This window comes from Sphingobacterium hungaricum (assembly GCF_015210005.1).
GTDB lineage: Bacteria > Bacteroidota > Bacteroidia > Sphingobacteriales > Sphingobacteriaceae > Sphingobacterium > Sphingobacterium hungaricum.
On the sequence record NZ_MU158698.1, the window covers coordinates 2,460,859 to 2,478,160 of the forward strand.

Annotated in this window: 17 protein-coding genes; 10 read left to right on the forward strand and 7 right to left on the reverse strand. The window is 39.4% G+C overall.

The features are described 5' to 3' along the window. Window positions 1-66: 66 nt before the first annotated feature. From C4F49_RS13915 to C4F49_RS13930, 5 genes are all read left to right on the forward strand, one after another. Complete coding sequence (locus C4F49_RS13915; RefSeq protein WP_196936453.1) at window positions 67-3,051, forward strand: TonB-dependent receptor domain-containing protein; 2,985 nt, start codon at window positions 67-69, stop codon at window positions 3,049-3,051. Between the two features lie 130 nt (window positions 3,052-3,181). Then, window positions 3,182-4,033: a DMT family transporter gene (locus C4F49_RS13920; RefSeq protein WP_196936454.1), complete on the forward strand. Its 852-nt coding sequence runs from the start codon at window positions 3,182-3,184 to the stop codon at window positions 4,031-4,033. Between the two features lie 59 nt (window positions 4,034-4,092). Continuing rightward, entirely contained in the window at window positions 4,093-5,391 is a 1,299-nt protein-coding gene (locus C4F49_RS13925; protein ID WP_196936455.1) for a CitMHS family transporter, read from the forward strand. A gap of 49 nt (window positions 5,392-5,440) precedes the next feature. Further along, complete coding sequence (locus tag C4F49_RS18105) at window positions 5,441-5,878, forward strand: phosphoenolpyruvate carboxykinase (ATP) (RefSeq protein WP_262894787.1); 438 nt, start codon at window positions 5,441-5,443, stop codon at window positions 5,876-5,878. Further along, window positions 5,839-7,332: a phosphoenolpyruvate carboxykinase (GTP) gene (locus tag C4F49_RS13930; protein ID WP_262894788.1), complete on the forward strand. Its 1,494-nt coding sequence runs from the start codon at window positions 5,839-5,841 to the stop codon at window positions 7,330-7,332. The genes C4F49_RS18105 and C4F49_RS13930 overlap by 40 nt, the downstream gene beginning before the upstream one ends. Window positions 7,333-7,586: 254 nt before the next feature. Here C4F49_RS13930 and C4F49_RS13935 read toward each other — a convergent pair whose 3' ends face one another. The 3 genes from C4F49_RS13935 to C4F49_RS13945 form a co-directional block, all read right to left on the reverse strand. Beyond that, window positions 7,587-8,327 carry an SDR family oxidoreductase gene (locus tag C4F49_RS13935; RefSeq protein WP_196936456.1) on the reverse strand — a complete coding sequence of 247 codons (741 nt, stop codon included), beginning with the start codon at window positions 8,325-8,327 and terminating at the stop codon, window positions 7,587-7,589. Window positions 8,328-8,347: 20 nt separating this feature from the next. Continuing rightward, window positions 8,348-9,508, reverse strand: a complete 1,161-nt coding sequence (locus tag C4F49_RS13940) for an MFS transporter (RefSeq protein WP_196936457.1) — start codon at window positions 9,506-9,508, stop codon at window positions 8,348-8,350. 186 nt (window positions 9,509-9,694) lie between these two features. Next, the gene (locus C4F49_RS13945; protein ID WP_196936458.1) at window positions 9,695-10,291 is read right to left on the reverse strand and encodes a DUF937 domain-containing protein; all 597 of its coding nucleotides are present in this window, start codon (window positions 10,289-10,291) and stop codon (window positions 9,695-9,697) included. A 78-nt stretch (window positions 10,292-10,369) separates the two neighbouring features. On the opposite strand from C4F49_RS13945, the gene C4F49_RS13950 reads away from it, so the two are divergent. The 5 genes from C4F49_RS13950 to C4F49_RS13970 all read left to right on the forward strand — a co-directional run bounded on the left by C4F49_RS13950 (window position 10,370) and on the right by C4F49_RS13970 (window position 13,685). Further along, entirely contained in the window at window positions 10,370-11,479 is a 1,110-nt protein-coding gene (locus tag C4F49_RS13950) for a DUF2891 domain-containing protein (RefSeq protein ID WP_196936459.1), read from the forward strand. Window positions 11,480-11,690: 211 nt separating this feature from the next. Continuing rightward, window positions 11,691-11,888: a hypothetical protein gene (locus C4F49_RS13955; RefSeq protein WP_196936460.1), complete on the forward strand. Its 198-nt coding sequence runs from the start codon at window positions 11,691-11,693 to the stop codon at window positions 11,886-11,888. 795 nt (window positions 11,889-12,683) lie between these two features. Beyond that, window positions 12,684-13,169 (forward strand): CinA family protein, encoded by a 486-nt coding sequence (locus C4F49_RS13960; RefSeq protein WP_196936461.1) that lies wholly within the window; start codon window positions 12,684-12,686, stop codon window positions 13,167-13,169. A gap of 145 nt (window positions 13,170-13,314) precedes the next feature. Continuing rightward, window positions 13,315-13,524 (forward strand): hypothetical protein, encoded by a 210-nt coding sequence (locus tag C4F49_RS13965; protein ID WP_196936462.1) that lies wholly within the window; start codon window positions 13,315-13,317, stop codon window positions 13,522-13,524. A 17-nt stretch (window positions 13,525-13,541) separates the two neighbouring features. Beyond that, complete coding sequence (locus C4F49_RS13970; RefSeq protein WP_196936463.1) at window positions 13,542-13,685, forward strand: hypothetical protein; 144 nt, start codon at window positions 13,542-13,544, stop codon at window positions 13,683-13,685. Between the two features lie 172 nt (window positions 13,686-13,857). On the opposite strand, the gene C4F49_RS13975 is transcribed toward C4F49_RS13970, so the two are convergent. The 4 genes from C4F49_RS13975 to C4F49_RS13990 are packed head-to-tail and all read right to left on the reverse strand — an operon-like array spanning window position 13,858 to window position 17,259. After that, window positions 13,858-15,090 carry a chloride channel protein gene (locus tag C4F49_RS13975; protein WP_196936464.1) on the reverse strand — a complete coding sequence of 411 codons (1,233 nt, stop codon included), beginning with the start codon at window positions 15,088-15,090 and terminating at the stop codon, window positions 13,858-13,860. A gap of 37 nt (window positions 15,091-15,127) precedes the next feature. Then, window positions 15,128-15,505, reverse strand: a complete 378-nt coding sequence (locus C4F49_RS13980) for a DUF423 domain-containing protein (RefSeq protein ID WP_196936465.1) — start codon at window positions 15,503-15,505, stop codon at window positions 15,128-15,130. Window positions 15,506-15,526: 21 nt separating this feature from the next. Beyond that, window positions 15,527-16,645, reverse strand: a complete 1,119-nt coding sequence (locus tag C4F49_RS13985; RefSeq protein WP_231388318.1) for an MBL fold metallo-hydrolase — start codon at window positions 16,643-16,645, stop codon at window positions 15,527-15,529. 26 nt (window positions 16,646-16,671) lie between these two features. After that, window positions 16,672-17,259: a PhnA domain-containing protein gene (locus C4F49_RS13990; RefSeq protein WP_231388319.1), complete on the reverse strand. Its 588-nt coding sequence runs from the start codon at window positions 17,257-17,259 to the stop codon at window positions 16,672-16,674. Window positions 17,260-17,302 lie beyond the last annotated feature (43 nt).

A 17,302-nucleotide genomic window follows, 5' to 3' on the forward strand; every position in this document is an offset into this window, starting at 1 on the left:
TCAATCTGCTCAGTAGCAGGTTGGTTTTTGTCTGCACATTTTACACAATCAAAAACAATTAAAGTTATGAAAAATTTTCTATTGCTGGATGAAATTACATTTTGCATGAAATTAATTACCATACAAGTTTTTCTCTTTGCCACATTTACCTTTGTTGCTCTTGCCAAAAGCGCGGATGCACAGGGCGTTTTAGATAAAAAAATTAGTCTGAACGCACACAATGAAGAAGTGAAAACTGTCATTTCAGAAATAAACCGAAAAACTGAGGTTGAATTTATTTTTAGTTCGACTTCCATACAGACTGACCGCAAGGTATCCATAAAGGCAGTCGATAAGAAAATCAAGGATATTTTGGATGAATTGTTCGGCTCCAATAATGTGGCCTACAAAGTCGTTAACAATCAAGTCTTGTTGTACAAAACAACCAGTGCTGGGAAGGAAATCCCAGCTGAAGCTGAGACGAAACAGAAGGCAAATCCGATTACCGGGATTGTTACGAATGCACAAGATGGAGAACCCCTAGCAGGAGCTTCGATTACGATTAAAGGACAGAAGACGGGTGCAAGTTCGGATGCTGATGGTAAATTTTCCATTGACGCAAAACCAGGCGATGTACTTGTTATATCCCTATTAGGTTACACCACGCAGGAAATCACCGTGGGCGCTGCATCCAATTATGCAATTAAGTTGGTCACAAGCTTTGCTAGCGTGGATGTCATATCTGTTGTTGGATCTCGCGGTAGACCTCGTACAGATGTTGAACGCCCTGTTCCTGTTGATGTATTTTCTGCCGAAGATATCCAAAAAACAGGTCAGACGGAATTGGGTCAGATGATCCATTATTCTGCGCCATCATTTAATTCTACAAAATATGGAATCAGTAATGTGACATCCTATGTGGATCCTGCAACATTGCGCGGTCTAGGACCTGATCAAACTTTGGTCTTGATCAATGGAAAACGCCGCCACCAATCTGCAGCACTAAACGTAAATAACGTTGTCGGACGCGGAACAGTTGGAACGGATTTGAACGTAATTCCTTCTGCGGCTATCGAACGTGTTGAGATTTTGAGAGATGGCGCTGCCGCACAATATGGTTCTGATGCGATTGCCGGAATTGTGAACCTTCAATTAAGAAGAAATGATTCGGGCGGACAATACTCTGCGCATTATGGATTAACAAAAGAAGGAGATGGAAAAACCTATGAACAAAGCGTGAATTTTGGTTTGCCTTTAGGAAAAAATGGTGGTTTCTTTAATACCACATTGCAGATGCACCATAATGACCCTACTGATCGTTCAGAACCATATACAGGAACCGTGTATAGCTCTGATCCGGTAGTCGAAGCTGAAATGATCGAAGCGAGAAATTTCAATCGCCAAATTGAAGATACTAAATATGGGATAGCTAAAAACACAAATGGAATTGCTTTCTACAACGCTGAAATTCCGTTAAAAAATGATTGGGCTATTTATTCTTTTGGAGGCTATTCGTATAAAGATATTACTGCATATGGCTTTTTCCGCCCACCATCCAATACAAAAAGAAGAGTTTTGGAAATTTTTCCAAATGGTTATTCTCCAGTATTTCCGGCAAAATTACAGGATTTCAGTAACGCTATAGGAGTAAAAAGAACTTTGCTTGATGGATGGAGCATGGATTTCAGCAATACATTTGGAAGAAATCACATTGCATTATATTCTGAAAATACGGTAAACCCATCTTATGGACAAGCTTCTCCGACAGAGTTTTTTGGTGGAAATCTGATCTTTAGCCAAAACAGTACAAACGTTGATTTTTATAAGCCATTCAAGGTTGGCAATTTAAAATCATTTGATGTTTCGTTTGGCGCAGAAGGTCGGCTAGAACATTATAAAATCAACCAAGGTGATGATGCTTCATGGATGGTGGGTCCCTTAACAGGAACGGACGTTGGTGCGAGTGGCCGTGAAGGTTTCTCTGTGAATAATGCGGTGAGTAGAAATCGCAGCAACATCGGTATATATGGAGATTTAGAAACCGATATTAATGATGCTTTATTGCTTGGTGCAGCATTGCGCTTTGAAAATTACAGTGATTTTGGAAGCAATTTATCAGGTAAATTATCTGCTCGCTATAAGATTGGAGAGTACTTTTCATTGCGTGGTTCAATCAACAAAGGTTTCAGAGCGCCATCTATGCATCAATTGTATTACAGCAGCGATGCGGATGCGCAATGGCTGACTATTGATGGTGTCTTCGATTCTTACCCTGTTGGCCATTTAAGAAATGATAATCCATATGTCCAAGCAGCGGGTGTTGGAGCGTTGAAACCGGAAACTTCTATGGATTACAATTTGGGAGCAACACTGAATTTCAAAAATAAATTTGTTTTGACCGTTGATGCATATCAAATCGATATCAAAGATAAAATTGTAATATCTTCTCAATTGGATGCAACGAGCGATGAACTATCTCCAATTTTCTCGGGTTCAGGATATGCCCTTGTGCAGTTTTTCTCTAACGCAATAGATACCAGAACTAAAGGTTTAGACATTGTGTCAACATATAACCAGAATTTGGGACTAGAAAGCGATTTGAGCATTAGTGCTGCCTTGATGTTTAATGAAACGAAAGTAAGGGGAGAAATTCGTACTCCTGCACCGCTCGCATCTGTTGGCAGCAAGCTTATAGATCGTTCGATGATTGGACTTATCGAAGTTGCACAGCCAAAAAGTAAGGTGATCTTATCCGCAAATTATAGCTATAAAATGATTGAAGCGATGGTACGTGGTACTTATTTTGGAGAAGTTTCTGTCTTGCAAAATGATGCTGCTGCAAATCAAGATCAAACATTTGGTGCAAAAATCTTGACTGACGTTTCCTTATCTTGGAATATCACGAAGAGAATCGGTTGGACTTTAGGAGCAAACAATGTTGGAAATGTGTATCCAGATCGCATCGCGTTCCCTTCATTGACTGGATCTGGACAGACTCCATATACTCGTTTTACCAATCAGTTTGGTTTTATGGGCGCTTATTACTACACGGCGGTACGTGTAGGTTTCTAAGCCCAAGATTAAGAATGTTCCTGCTTTTCATATGTATAGTTTTATGTTTTAAAAAAGAAGGGAGGGGTGAAATTCCCCTCTCTTTCTAAAAAGTAGAACAGATGTACGAAATTGTTAATCAAAAAAACTGATGAACAAGATTATTTTCAGCAAGGGTGTTCAGTATATGATTATAAGTGCATTATGTTTTACAATTATGCAGTCACTCATAAAATTCATGCCCAAATTCAGCAGTTTTCATCACGTCTTTTTTAGATCGATAGTGGGCTGGATTTTGTGTGTTCTTGTTTTAAGTTATCAGCATGTTTCGTTAAAGGGCAAAAATAGCAAACTGCTTATCTATCGAGGAATTATCGGAACTGTATCGATGGTTTCGTTCTTTTATATTTTAACTAAAATTCCCTTCGGTTCTGCAGTAGCGTTCAAATACCTTTCACCCATATTTACTGCGATATTCGCGGTTTTGATTTTAAAAGAAAGAATCAGACCCTTACAATGGTTCTGTTTCTTTATCTCGTTCATTGGCATCATTCTTTTGAAGGGTTTCGATACCCGGATTGCCTTTTTTGATGTTTGCATAGGTTTAATCGCTGCCGTATCTGGCGGATTGCTCTATATCGTAATCCGTAAAATAGGCGATGATGATCACCCATTTGTGATTCTTCATTATTTTATGCTGATCTCCATTTTTGCCAGCAGCATCGCTGTAATTCCGAATTGGATTACGCCAACATTGACCGACTGGATTTGGTTTTTGCTTATCGGAGGAATTGGTTTTATTGCACAATTGTTTTTTACCAGTTCGGTGCAGGATCCAGGAAACCAAGTTAGTTTTTTAGCCGTGTTGCGTTATTTGGAAGTTGTATTCGCACTGATTGTTGGATACTATTTTTTCCAAGAAACCTATACGCTTCAAAGTTTTGTGGGCATATTTTTAATTTTTGGGGGATTGATTTTATCATTTACGTTAAAACCAAAATAAAAGATTAAAACATGGCACAACCTCATTTACATTCATTTTTTAATTAAATACTAGACTATATGTTAGCAGTACTCGGTTTTTCAATGATTATTGTTTTTATGTACCTCATCATGAGCGGAAGGCTTTATGCGCTGACTGCTTTGATTGTGATACCTATTATTTTTGCCCTGTTAGGAGGTTTCGGAACATCTATCGGACCGATGATGCTTGATGGTGTCAAATCCATTGCACCTACGGGCATTATGCTCATTTTTGCGATTTTATATTTTTCCATCATGACTGATGCGGGCTTATTCGAGCCGCTTATCAAAAAAATATTGCATGTGGTTAAAGGAGATCCTTTAAAAGTTGTGATTGGTACAGCCTTGCTCGCCTTGTGTGTATCCTTAGACGGGGATGGCGCGACAACGTATATTATTGTTGTTTCAGCGATGTTGCCTTTGTACAAAAGATTAGGGATTAATCCTTTGATTCTTACTGCGATGTGCATGCTAGCGGGGGGGGTGATGAATATTCTTCCTTGGGGCGGCCCTACAGCAAGAGCCATTACATCGTTGAATTTAGATACTTCACAGGTATTTACGCCATTGATTCCGGTCATGGGATTCGGTGCATTATGGGTGTTGTTCGTGGCTTGGCATTTTGGCAAAAGAGAAAAGAAACGTTTGGGGATTATCAATTTCGAACAGCAAGAGCGTATCGAGGAAAGCATCGAACGAGAAAATAAATCCACAGCACGTCCTAAATTAATTTGGGTAAATCTTGCATTAACCATTGGGCTTATGGTTTGTTTGGTAATGAATGTGTTGCCGCTTTCGGTTTTGTTTATGATTGCTTTTTGTGTTGCATTAATTATCAATTATCCTTCCTTAAACGATCAGCGCGACCGAATTAATGAACATGCAGGCAATGCGTTGTCCGTCGCTTCGATGGTTTTCGCAGCTGGAATATTTACAGGTATCCTGACTGGAACAAAAATGGTCGATGCCATGGCAGGAAGCCTGGTATCCATTGTACCGGAGTCCCTAGGACCCAACTTCTCCATTATCACCGCATTCACAAGTTTGCCATTTACGTTTTTTATGAACAATGATTCCTATTATTTTGGAATACTGCCTATTCTCGCAAAAGCGGCGGCAGCCTATGATATTGGCAGTGCGGAGATGGCAAGAGCTTCTTTATTGGGACAACCGGTTCATTTATTGAGTCCTTTGGTACCTTCAACTTATTTGTTGACAGGAATGGCTGGGGTTGACTTTGGAGATCATCAGCGGTTTACGCTGAAGTGGGCGATAGGCACATCCGTAGTGATGATTATTTTTTCTATACTATTAGGAGTTATGCATTTGCACCTTTAACGGAGGTTTATTAAATAGTTTTTGGATATGTTTTAAATTTTTTGGCTTAATGGAATCAAAAGAAAATAAAAAATTGACTGAAAATCAATTGTTTCCGACTAACAATGCTGATTTGATACAATGGGTTCATGAAGTTGCTTCCATCTGTACGCCCGAACGCATTTATTGGTGCGACGGTTCTAAAAAAGAATACAATACTTTGTGCAAGCAATTGGTAGATAAAGGGATTTTCTACAAGTTGAATGAAGAAAAATGGCCTAATAGTTACGCCTGTTTTACAGATCCGAGCGATGTGGCGCGTGTAGAAGATTCGACTTACATTTGCAGCCGCCGTAGGGAAGATGCTGGTCCGACTAACAATTGGATGGATCCCTCGGAAATGGAAGAAACATTGTCTAAATTATTGCAAGGAAGCATGAAAGGAAGGACAATGTACGTGATTCCTTATTGCATGGGGCCTATTGGATCTCCATTATCCAAAAAATAGGAATCCAGATTACCGATAGCGAATATGTGGTTGTCAATATGCATATCATGACCCGAATGGGCAAAAAAGTACTTAAATCGCTGAAAGAAGATACTGATTTTATCAAATGCCTGCACAGTTCAGGAGCACCGCTAGAACCAGATGATTTGGATAATAAATGGCCTTGCAATCCCTACCTTAAATACATTGTCCATTTTCCGGAAGAACAAAAAATCATTTCCTATGGTTCGGGATATGGTGGAAACGCATTGCTCGGCAAAAAATGCTTGGCACTGCGCATTGCTTCAGCCGCGGCAAAACAACAGAGCTGGCTGGCTGAACATATGCTGATACTCGGGGTTGAAGATCCACAAGGAAACAAAACCTATGTTGCAGCCGCGTTTCCGTCGGCTTGCGGAAAAACTAATTTTGCAATGCTAATTCCGCCAGAAGAAATCGACGGCTGGAAGGTAACGACCATCGGTGATGATATTGCATGGATTAAACCTGGGAATGACGGCTATCTGTATGCTATAAATCCTGAATACGGATACTTCGGCGTTGCGCCAGGAACCAGTGAGAAGACCAATCCCAACGCAATGGCAACAATTCGACGCAATAGCATATTTACAAATGTGGGCTTGACGCCGGACGGCGATGTATGGTGGGAGGGACTCACCGAAAAGCCACCTGAACATATCATTAACTGGCAAGGTTTGAGACATGATCCTTATAGCGGAAAACCTGTAGCTCATCCAAATTCTAGGTTTACTTCTCCTGCTTCGCAATGCCCGTCCATTGATCCTGAATGGGAAAATCCTAAAGGTGTGCGCATCAGTGCATTTATTTTCGGTGGTCGTAGAGAATCCACGATTCCGCTTGTTTATCAAACCTTCAATTGGAATTTTGGAGTGTATATGGCGAGTACCATGGGATCGGAAACGACGGCAGCTGCTTTTGGTGAACAAGGAAGGATTCGAAGAGATCCTTTTGCGATGCTGCCTTTTTGTGGATATCACATTGGGGATTACTTTAATCATTGGTTGGAGATGGGAAGGCGTTTGCCTGACGCACCGAGAATCTTCGCGGTGAATTGGTTTAGGAAGGATAAAGAAGGGAATTTTATATGGCCAGGATTCAAAGAGAATATGCGCGTGCTGAAATGGATTATAGAGCGTGTGAATGGACATGCAACTGCTGTTGAAAGCCCGATTGGATGGGTTCCTCGTTATCGAGATCTAGACTGGCGGGGCTTAAATTTCTCGCAGCAGCGCTATAGGGAAATTATGGAAATAGATCGCGAAGCTTGGAAAGCCGAATTATTGAGCCATGAGGAGCTATTTACCAAAATTTACGATAAGCTTCCAAAGGAATTTATCTTCGTAAGAGAATTGCTGTTGTCGGCACTTTGGCGCTCTCCAGAACATTGGGGGTTACAGCCGGAACGACAAGAAACTGTGGCGGAGATATCGTAATAGTAGACTGCGTCAAGGAAATTCTAAAAATCTTTTAAATCAGGGACGATTTGACTAGAAGGATGAGCCAATTATTATTGGCGTGGGGTAATTTTTAACAGCATTCAGCCTGTTCAATTTTGAAAACAACATTTGATGTTACACAAACAAAAGTTTTTAAAGCGAATAGGCTGTTTTTAAATACTGTATGTTATTTCTTTTCGAACTATTTAGTTTCCTTGCGCAGCAATAAAAAAATAAACTGTAATTTTTGCTTAAGCCATGCCACCATTGGCACCAATATTTTGTGCGTTAATCCATTTCGCTTCATCACTTGCTAAGAAAACAACGATTTCCGCAATATCAACAGGTTCTGCAATTCGGCCAAATGGATTCATCGATGCCAAACGATCTACCGTTTCTTGCGATTTTCCTTCCATAAATAAGGCTGTGTTAGTCGGTCCTGGAGAAATGGAGTTCACGTTGATTCCGCGATGTCCGATTTCTTTGGAAAATACGCGTGTCAATTGTTCTACAGCTGATTTGGTCGCCACATAAGCTCCATAAGTCGGCAACATCAAGCGATTGACCGAAGTCGAAAAATTAATAATGCTTCCGTTGTCATTCAATTTCGTTGCCGCTTCGCGCAATGTATTGAAAACACCTTTCACATTAATATCAAATTGCCTTGCATAGTCTTCATCCGTAGTATCTTTAATCAATTTATTGATCATAATACCGGCATTATTGACCAAAACATCAATCTTGCCAAAATGTGCAATAGCTTGATCAAAAAGAAATTTTACATCTTCTGATTTGCTTACATCCGCTTGAATGGCAATTGCCTCTCCATTGTTTTCTAGGATTGATTTTACTACCTCTTCGGCATCTGCTCTGCTTCCTGAAAAGTTAACGATTACTTTAGCGCCATTTTCTGCAAGTTTTTTGGCAACTTCTGCTCCAATTCCTTTTGAAGCACCAGTCACAAGAACGACTTTTTTTGCTAATTTTTTCATACCCAATTAATAAATAAGAATTAACGGTTCATGTTTTTATAAACCACTTTCACTAAGAAAACATAGGCCAAAATTGCACCGAAAGTAGCCATCACAACTCCGATCAGCGACGGATAATTATAAGCATAGCCATAAGCAATCGGAATTGCTCCAAGATAAGCACCCAAAGAATTTCCAATATTAAAACTTGCTTGTCCGCCAGCTGCTGCAAAAGTTTCAGCACCTTTGGCATTTGTGATTAACATCATCTGCAAAGGAGAACCGATACTAAATGAAATCATTCCCGTAATAAAAGCCATCGGATAAGCAAAGGATGGAATATCGGCCGTAAAGAAAACGACCACTAAACAAATCGCCATCGCGCTAAAGCTACTAATTGCCGCTTTTGAAGGCGATATGGTATCCGCTAATTTTCCACCTAAAATATTTCCAACAAACATTCCAAATCCCACAAGTACCATAATAAACGGCACCCTGTCGGCAGGCAATTTGGATACTTCTGTCACCATTGGCGCGATGTAACTGATCCATGCAAATAAACCGCCGGTTCCAATCGCAATAACTGCAACCATTAACCAAGCTTGCCAAGTCGTAAAATACGATATCTGTTTGCGGATGTTGTTATTTTTATTCACTTCAAAATTTGGCATCCATAACCAGATAGCAACGAATGTCAACAATCCCAATAAGCTAATCACACCATAAGTAATCCGCCAAGTATAATGGTGGCCGATATAGGTACCTAAAGGAACTCCAGCTAAGTTAGCAATCGTCATTCCGGTAAACATCATGGCGATAGCCTGCGCTTCTTTACCCGGTTTTGCTAATCGCGCAGCAACCACAGAACCGACACCAAAAAAAGCACCGTGCGGCAATCCTGCAACAAAACGAGATACGAGTAATGTAAATCGATCTGGAGCGAATGCAAATAAGCCATTGAAGACGAAAAACAACAGCATTAAAAATAATAATATATGTTTCGGAGAATATTTCGAAGTAAAAGCGACAAGCGTTGGCGCTCCGACCACAACACCCAGCGCATACAGCGCAATCAGGTTACTCGCTTCTGGAATGGTCATTCCCACATCTTTTGCAATATCGGGTAAAATACCCATCATGGTGAATTCGGTCATGCCAATAGCAAGACCACCACATGCCAATGCGATTAGTCCTTTATTCATTTCTTTATGTTAGTTGATTTGCCCAAAAAAATTATTGGCAAAGGTACTTAATTTATCTTTAGCGATAAGAAATTTAATGTGTGTAAATAGTACAATAAGCTGCCCATAAATAAAAAACCACAAAGACTAATTTCTTTGTGGTTTTCCTCCCGTTCGCATCGGTTGCGAACGGACTTTTTCTAATTTTTATTTAAACATTCCTGTGATTTTATCCAAAATGCTTCCTTTAGAGGAGGAGTCTTTGTCCTTATTAAAGAAATCGCCAACTAAATCTCCCAAGCCTCCGAAAGAAGAATTGCTATCTGAAGTTCCCGACTTTCCGCCATTCAAAATATTCCCAATCAAGTCGCCGATACCCGTACCGCCACTTCCGTTTTTCTGTTTGCCGATATAGCCCATGACAATAGGAGCGAGTATAGCCAAGATGCCGGCAATTTTGCCTTTGTCTAATCCCGATTTTTCCGACAGGTCATTTTCCACAGAATCTTTGTTCTTGCCAAAGATATTCTGAACAATTTTTCCATTGTCTTCATCATCTTCTGCTGGAAGCTGATTGTCCAATTGATCCAAAACTTCTCCGGTATGCTTCGTTTGCACGGCATTGTCAATGCTTTGCGCTTTTTCTTCTTTTTTCGAAGCATTGTATTTTAATGCGGCGATCATCAAAGGAACTGCGGCAGCAATGATCCATTTAGTCTTGTTGCTGTCAATACCTGTTTTGCTGGAAATGTTATTGGCCACCTTTGAACCAATACCTCCTGAAATTAAGTCCGATATGTTCATCTCGTTGTTTTTAGAAATAACAAAAATTTTATAAATAAGTTTAAAAAGCAGTATATTAATTGCAGAAAAATAAATTATATGCAATTCAATCTATCAAGGATTATCTATTCAATCATTTTATTCGGTATGATTTCCTGCCAATCCAACCAAAAAGACAAGCCAAAAGATTCAGTGCCGGTGACTTCCTATAAGCTAGACCGATCTTTAGCTAAAAAAATATTTGCGATGCCTGTGCATTGCATTCCCGTGGAATACCCCAACAAACTAGGGCAAACAATTGGCAGTGCTGCCGATCTAAAAACACCGAAAGCTTTGCGCCCGATATTTTACGGATGCTATGATTGGCATTCTTCCGTACATGGCTATTGGTCGGTGATTAAATTATTGAAAGCCTATCCCGATTTAGATTCTATTGGCGAAGTAAGAACTTTATTAAACCAACATCTGACGAAAGAAAATGGTTTGGTTGAAAAAGCCTTCTTTGAAGATAAAAATAACTTGGGTTTTGAGCGCACGTATGGTTGGGCATGGTTATTTAAGGTGCAAGAAGAATTGTCAACTTGGGAAAATGAGGATGCGAAGCAATGGAAATCGGCATTGGATCCGCTGACGGATTTGTTGGTCAAGCGATACATCGATTATTTGCCAAAATTGGTCTACCCAATCCGTTCCGGACAGCATGATAATTCTGCATTTGGCTTATCCTTATCCCTAGATTATGCCCGGAGAGTCGGGAATAAGGAATTTGAATCCAGCATTGTGGAACATTCAAAAAGGTTATTTGAGCAGGACAAAGGTTGCCCATTGGCTTACGAGCCAAGCGGTTCTGACTTTTTATCGCCTTGCTTAGAAGAAGCATTTTTGATGAGCAAAATAATGGATGCGCCTGCTTTTGAGAAGTGGTTTGCTGATTTCTTGCCAGAATTTACGCGTGCTGACTATACTCTTGAGCCTGGAAAAGTAAAAGATCGCACGGATGGGAAATTAGTGCATCTCGATGGCTTGAATTATAGCCGTGCGGCTTGTCTTTATGGCATCGCGAAAAAACTACCCGTAACTGAAAATGAACATTTGCAACGAATTGCATCTGAACACATTGCTTATTCGCTTCCAAACCTTTCTAAAGAAGATGATTATATGGGCAGCCATTGGTTAGGTACATTCGCTTTGTATGCGTTGGATAATTAAATAATTCAAAATTCAAAAGTAAAAAGTTGAAAATTCAAAAGTAAGAAGGGCAGGTGCGTAGATAGAGTGAAGGGCTTTAGTAATTGATATAAAGATTACGCTGGTGCGAGACGTTGAGTTGAACCTAAACATAGGAAATTCTATACAATCGTAAAACATTGTTGGAAGTAGCCTGTTTTGTAGGTAGAGAACAACACTAAACCGAAAAACTATGGCTATTAAGAAAGAAAGTGATCAAGTCGGGATTATCAATAAAGACGAACAACCTAAAAAGAAAAAGACGATTACCTCAGTCATTGAAAAACGAGATAAGAAGCAGGAAGGGGATGGCGAAGCAGGGGTAGATCCTCAGAAAGAACAGCTAAACGATATGCCTGATTTCCATACGCATCCTAAAGGAAAAAAGTAAAAATTCAGAAAGGCTTTCCGCAATAGTTCCCTCTTCGGGGGTAAGGGGGACTTAGCTCTGCGAAACTCTGTGTATAGCCTTTCCAAATTCAAAAGACCGCAGAGGACACTGAGAAGGCGCAAAAGACACGGAGGATAATTCAAAATTCAAAAGTGAAAATTCAAAAAAGAGCAAGCACTTTCAATGTTTTAAGATCTAACTCTGCGAAACTCTGTGATATCCTCTGCGAAACTCTGTGTATAGCCTTTCCAAATTCAAAAGACCGCAGAGGACACTGAGAAGGCGCAAAAGACACGGAGGATAATTCAAAATTCAAAAGTGAAAATTCAAAAATTTAGCAAGGCTTTCTACAATTGTTCCCCCTTCGGGCGTAATGGAACCTAGCTCTGCGAAACTCTGCGATATCCTCTGTGGAACTCTGTGTATAGCCTTTCCAATTTCAAAAAACCGAGAAAAATTCAAAATTCAAAAATACAGAAAGACATTCCGCAATAGTTCCCCCTTCGGGTGTTAGGGGAATTAAACGCGTGCGCTAGCGACCAGAAAGGTTTTTTGAATTTTTACTTTTGAATTTTTACTTTTGAATTTTTACTTTTTACTTTGAAAAGCTTTTTACTTTGAAAAGCTTTTTACTTTGAAAAGTTACTTTCTCCTAAATCAAACATTTTTTCAAAATTGCTGTTTAGTACTAAGAAACAACTTAAAACCTATTTCCTTAAATTAAATTATTATGAACCAAATGTGTTTGATTGGGACATAAAACCATCTATACTGTTGAACTTTTATTTGAAAAACATGGATATTCATACAGAAAAGCTCGCGTATTGCGGGACCTATTTTAAAGCAAAGGGACTAAAACTGGTATTAGCTGAAAGCATGACTGCCGGATTTTTGGGACTTCTATTTAGTTTAGAAAAATATTCCGGAGATTATTTCTTAGGTTCTATCGTCTGCTACCATGATGATATGAAAAAGCAGATTTTAAATATTGATGACCAAATCTTACATAATTACGGTGGCGTTTCGGCTGAAGTAACCAATGCGATGATAAAAGGGCTTGAACGGAAATACAGTCCTGACATCGCGATTGCTGTTACGGGTTTTGCTTCTGAATGTAAGGAAACGAGTGATGTAGCGCCTGTCGGAACAGTATATGTCGATATCTTTTTTGAGAACATGGGCTTATCTAAAAAATGTCAGTACAATGGTTCGCCTCAAGAAATTATTCAGAAAACAGCACATGAAATTATCGAAGATTTATACGAAATGATTCATCAGTAAGTGTTTTATTTTCAGTCATTTATGAGATTACGCCATTTTTCTTCAGAAATTCTTAAAACAGCTAATTCAAATTTAATCAAACAATTAGCATAATCTGACTGTTTTAATTATATATCTTATTTTATCAACTAAAACTATAAGAACTATGAAAACTACGAAATTAATACTGATGTTGGCAGTTGGCTGCTTCTTCACCTTGGCAGCTTGCAATAATCCAGATGCAAACAAAACGGACGGTGAGCCTACTGCGCTACCTCCTACGAATGGAGACGAAACACGTTATAATTTGAATCAATCTGACACAATCGCAACTCCGATTGATACGAATCAAGTTGATACTTCAAGCAATAGATAACCACAAATTTTAAGCATATGGCAGAAGATGAAGAAGAAGTTCCAAAAAAAGTTGTGGAAGAACCAAATGATGAGCCAGCAGGATATACCGTTCATTGGACCATTTTTATTACAATAGTGGTATTGGGTATTCTGTATTTCTTTATCTTTTATGATAAATAATTTGAACATAAAGATTAAGAAAAAGGTTTGCTTTTCTTTCACATCTAGAGACAGAAGAATTTTTATTAATTAGACATAATTATATAGTGTTCTTACATATCGAAGCCTCCAAAGATTTTAACTGTTGGAGGCTTTTTATGTCATTGCGTTTCGCAATGAGGGATTTCAATTTCTAGTTCTTGCTCAGAGAAAAGTAGTAAGGCAGTCGATGGCGTTGCCGATAAATTCCGTAGCTTGTAGAGACATAGTAAGCCACAAAGCATGCTGCCGCAAAATAAAGCGTGGGTTCCATTCCGAAGAGTTCAATGCCCATAATCGTGCAGGCCAATGGTGTTTTTGTGCAAGCGGCGAAAACGGCAACAAAGCCCAATCCTGCCAATAAATCCATCGGCAAAGGAATAAATAGGAATAACGCATTTCCTAAAGTCGCGCCAATAAAAAAGAGGGGCGTAACTTCCCCACCTTTAAAACCTGCCCGAAGGCACAAAGTCGTTAAAATTATTTTGATCAAGAAATCATAAGTGGGCAATTGAACAGCAAATGCTTCTTTAATTGTTGGAATGCCCAAGCCGATGTATTTGCTGGTGCCCAAAGCGTATACTGACAGAATAATAATCAGTCCTCCAATAATCGGAGCGATATAAGGATTTGCAAAATAACCGAAAGCTTTTTTAAATAACTTTCCAAAGTACACAAACAGCATCGCCGCTAAGCCGAATAAAACTCCAGCTCCAAGCGCATAGGCCAATGTTTTTAACCATTCACCAGGTAAATTGCTGATAGCGGAATAACTTGTGTGATGCGCATTCCAGACTAAACAAACCTGATTGGCCAAAAAGGATGTTAGCAAAATCGGAACGATAGCTTTCCATCGAAATTTGCCAGCGCGAACGACTTCTAAAGCGAAGATTGTTCCGGCCCAAGGCGTTCCGAATAAGGAAGCAAATCCTGATGCGATGCCAATTAATACTAGGGTTCGTTTTTCTTCTTTTGTAAATGAAAATAAGCGAATGAATTGGTTTGAGATAGAAGCTCCATATTGAATGGCTGTTCCTTCACGTCCGACCGAAGCTCCAAATAAATGGCTCACTAATGTACTGAATAAAATCATTGGCGCCATGCGCAATGGAATATTCGTGTAACTATTGCTATAGGCTTCAAGAACTAAATCATTTCCCTTTTCCGTTCCTTTTCCCCATTTCTTGTAAGCGAAAACCATCAACATTCCCGCCAAGGGAAGAAATCCGATAATCCATAGATGCGCTTCTCTATAACTGCCCACCCAATCTAAGGCAAACAGAAAAAATGCAGATACAGTTCCGACCAGCGCCCCAGTAATTAAGCATATCAATATCCATTTGAATAGGTATTCAGTCAAAAAGCTTTTGATGGATGCTGTCTTCACGGGCTAAGTAAAATAGCTAGGATTGATAAGTATGCAATTAATTGATAAATGCAATCAATAGGGCGACCCATCCGATGATAAGCAATAATCCGCCAAGAGGAGTAATCGGCCCTAGAAATTTTAAGTTTTTCTTCCAATAGTCGGCAAAGGATAATCCATAAATGCTAAACGAAAATAGGATTGTTCCGATAGTAATGCAATAGTAGGCAACTCGATAAGCTTGCATATCGAAATTTCCATTAAAACCGATTACCAGTAAAGTTAGCGCACCATAAAATTGATAGCGCACGCCCACTTCAAAGGACGCTAGTTTTTCCTCAGGGAGAAATTTCTTAAATAAATGCGCCCCAAAAGCACCTAGGATAATTCCAAGTATTCCGAAAAGTGCTCCGCTTATTAATACAATTTCATTCATTATCTACTTGCTAAATTTTAATTAATTTTTTCCGACCCACCATTGCTCGAAGAGCTGATTTTGATTCAAATAAACCACTTCGCCGATTTTCGGTGTAATCAAAGGTACTTGTTTTAAATTTGCTTCTTTGCTGACGCGAATTAATGGTTCATCCCATGGATGCAAAGCCAATGAAAATTTTGAGGAATGTACGGGAAAGAATTTCGTTGCATTCAAATCTTGACTTGCTTGTACGACTTCTTCCGGCATCATGTGAATATATTTCCAGCTTTTGTTGTATTGTCCATTTTCTAAGATGGCCAAATCAAAAGGTCCGTATTGCTCGCCAATTTGTTTAAAATGAGTATCGTATCCCGAATCACCTCCTAAGAATAATTTAGCCGTTGGGGTTTGTAAGACGTAGGAAGCCCATAAGGTATTGTTTCTTGTTAATAACCTGCCGGAAAAATGTCTTGCTGGCGTAGCTGTGATTTTGAAACTTGGAGATAAGTCCGCACTTTCATGCCAGTAAAGTTCGGTTATTACTTTAGGGTCATAACCCCACAGTTCAAAATGCGAACCTACGCCTAATCCAGTAATCACTTGTTTGACTTTGTTTTTTAAGCCAAGAATAGTCTTGTAGTCCAGATGGTCCCAATGGTCATGTGAAATAACGAGGTAATCGATTTCTGGCATATCATCAACTCCGTAAGTATTCGCGCCAGCGAAAGCTTTGACCGATCCCGGTAGAGGAGAAGCAGCGCCGCTAAATACAGGGTCAATTAAAAATCGCTTGCCATCGAGTTGAAGATAATAAGAAGAATGTCCAAACCATACTAACAGGTTGCTGTCCAATGGCAGGCTGTGTAAATCAGTCTGGATATGTGGGATTTCATCCGTTGGCTCGTTGCGTTTTTCTTTGCCAAACAGGAAGTTTTTAAGCACATTGAAATAGTTGTCGTCTTCTGAAAGTGACGGCGTTACGGATAAATTATCGAATGCTCCGTTTTTGTAGGTTGCTGTTCCCGACATTCGCTCCAAGCGAAGACCTGAAGGAACTTGACCCATTTGCTCTTGTCTAGTAAAAAAGTAATAGACAACAAAAAGTATGACAACTAATGATAAAATAATGTACATGGTGCGTTTTAAATTTCTTGACATGCAAATTGGAAAATAAGTGAATAAATTTATCCTTTTCTTAAATATTTAGTGAGAATAACGATGGTTTGTCCTTCTACCTTGCCTTCGATCTGTTCGGTATTATCGTGAACTAAATGGATGTTTTTGACCACTGTACCCAATTTAGCATTGATGGATGAGCCTTTAACATCCAATGTTTTGATCAGAACGACAGTGTCACCTTCAACCAATCGCATTCCATTGCTATCTTGATGAAAATCCACAGTTCCTTCTTGTTCATGATCTCCTGTTTTCTTTGCCCAGTCCAGCGTTTCTTCGTCCAGATATAAAATGTCCAAACTATCTGAAGCCCAGCTTTCATTTCTCAAACGGCTCAACATGCGCCAAGCAACGACTTGGACAGGAGCAAACGGTGACCACATGGTTTCGGATAAGTTGCGCCAGTGTGAAGGATCTAATTGCTCTTTTTTATCAACTTGATCGATACAAGCTTTGCATAATAAAATCGTTGTATCGGCATTAATTTGCGTTTCTGGAGGTACTTCGTAAATAGAAAGTGTATCGGTCGATCGGCATAATTCACATTGGTTTTCGCTGCGCGCGAATAATTCTTTTTCCAATAACAAGTTGCTCATTGCGTATTTAAAATTTTAATGGCGCAAGATAAAACTAAAAAAA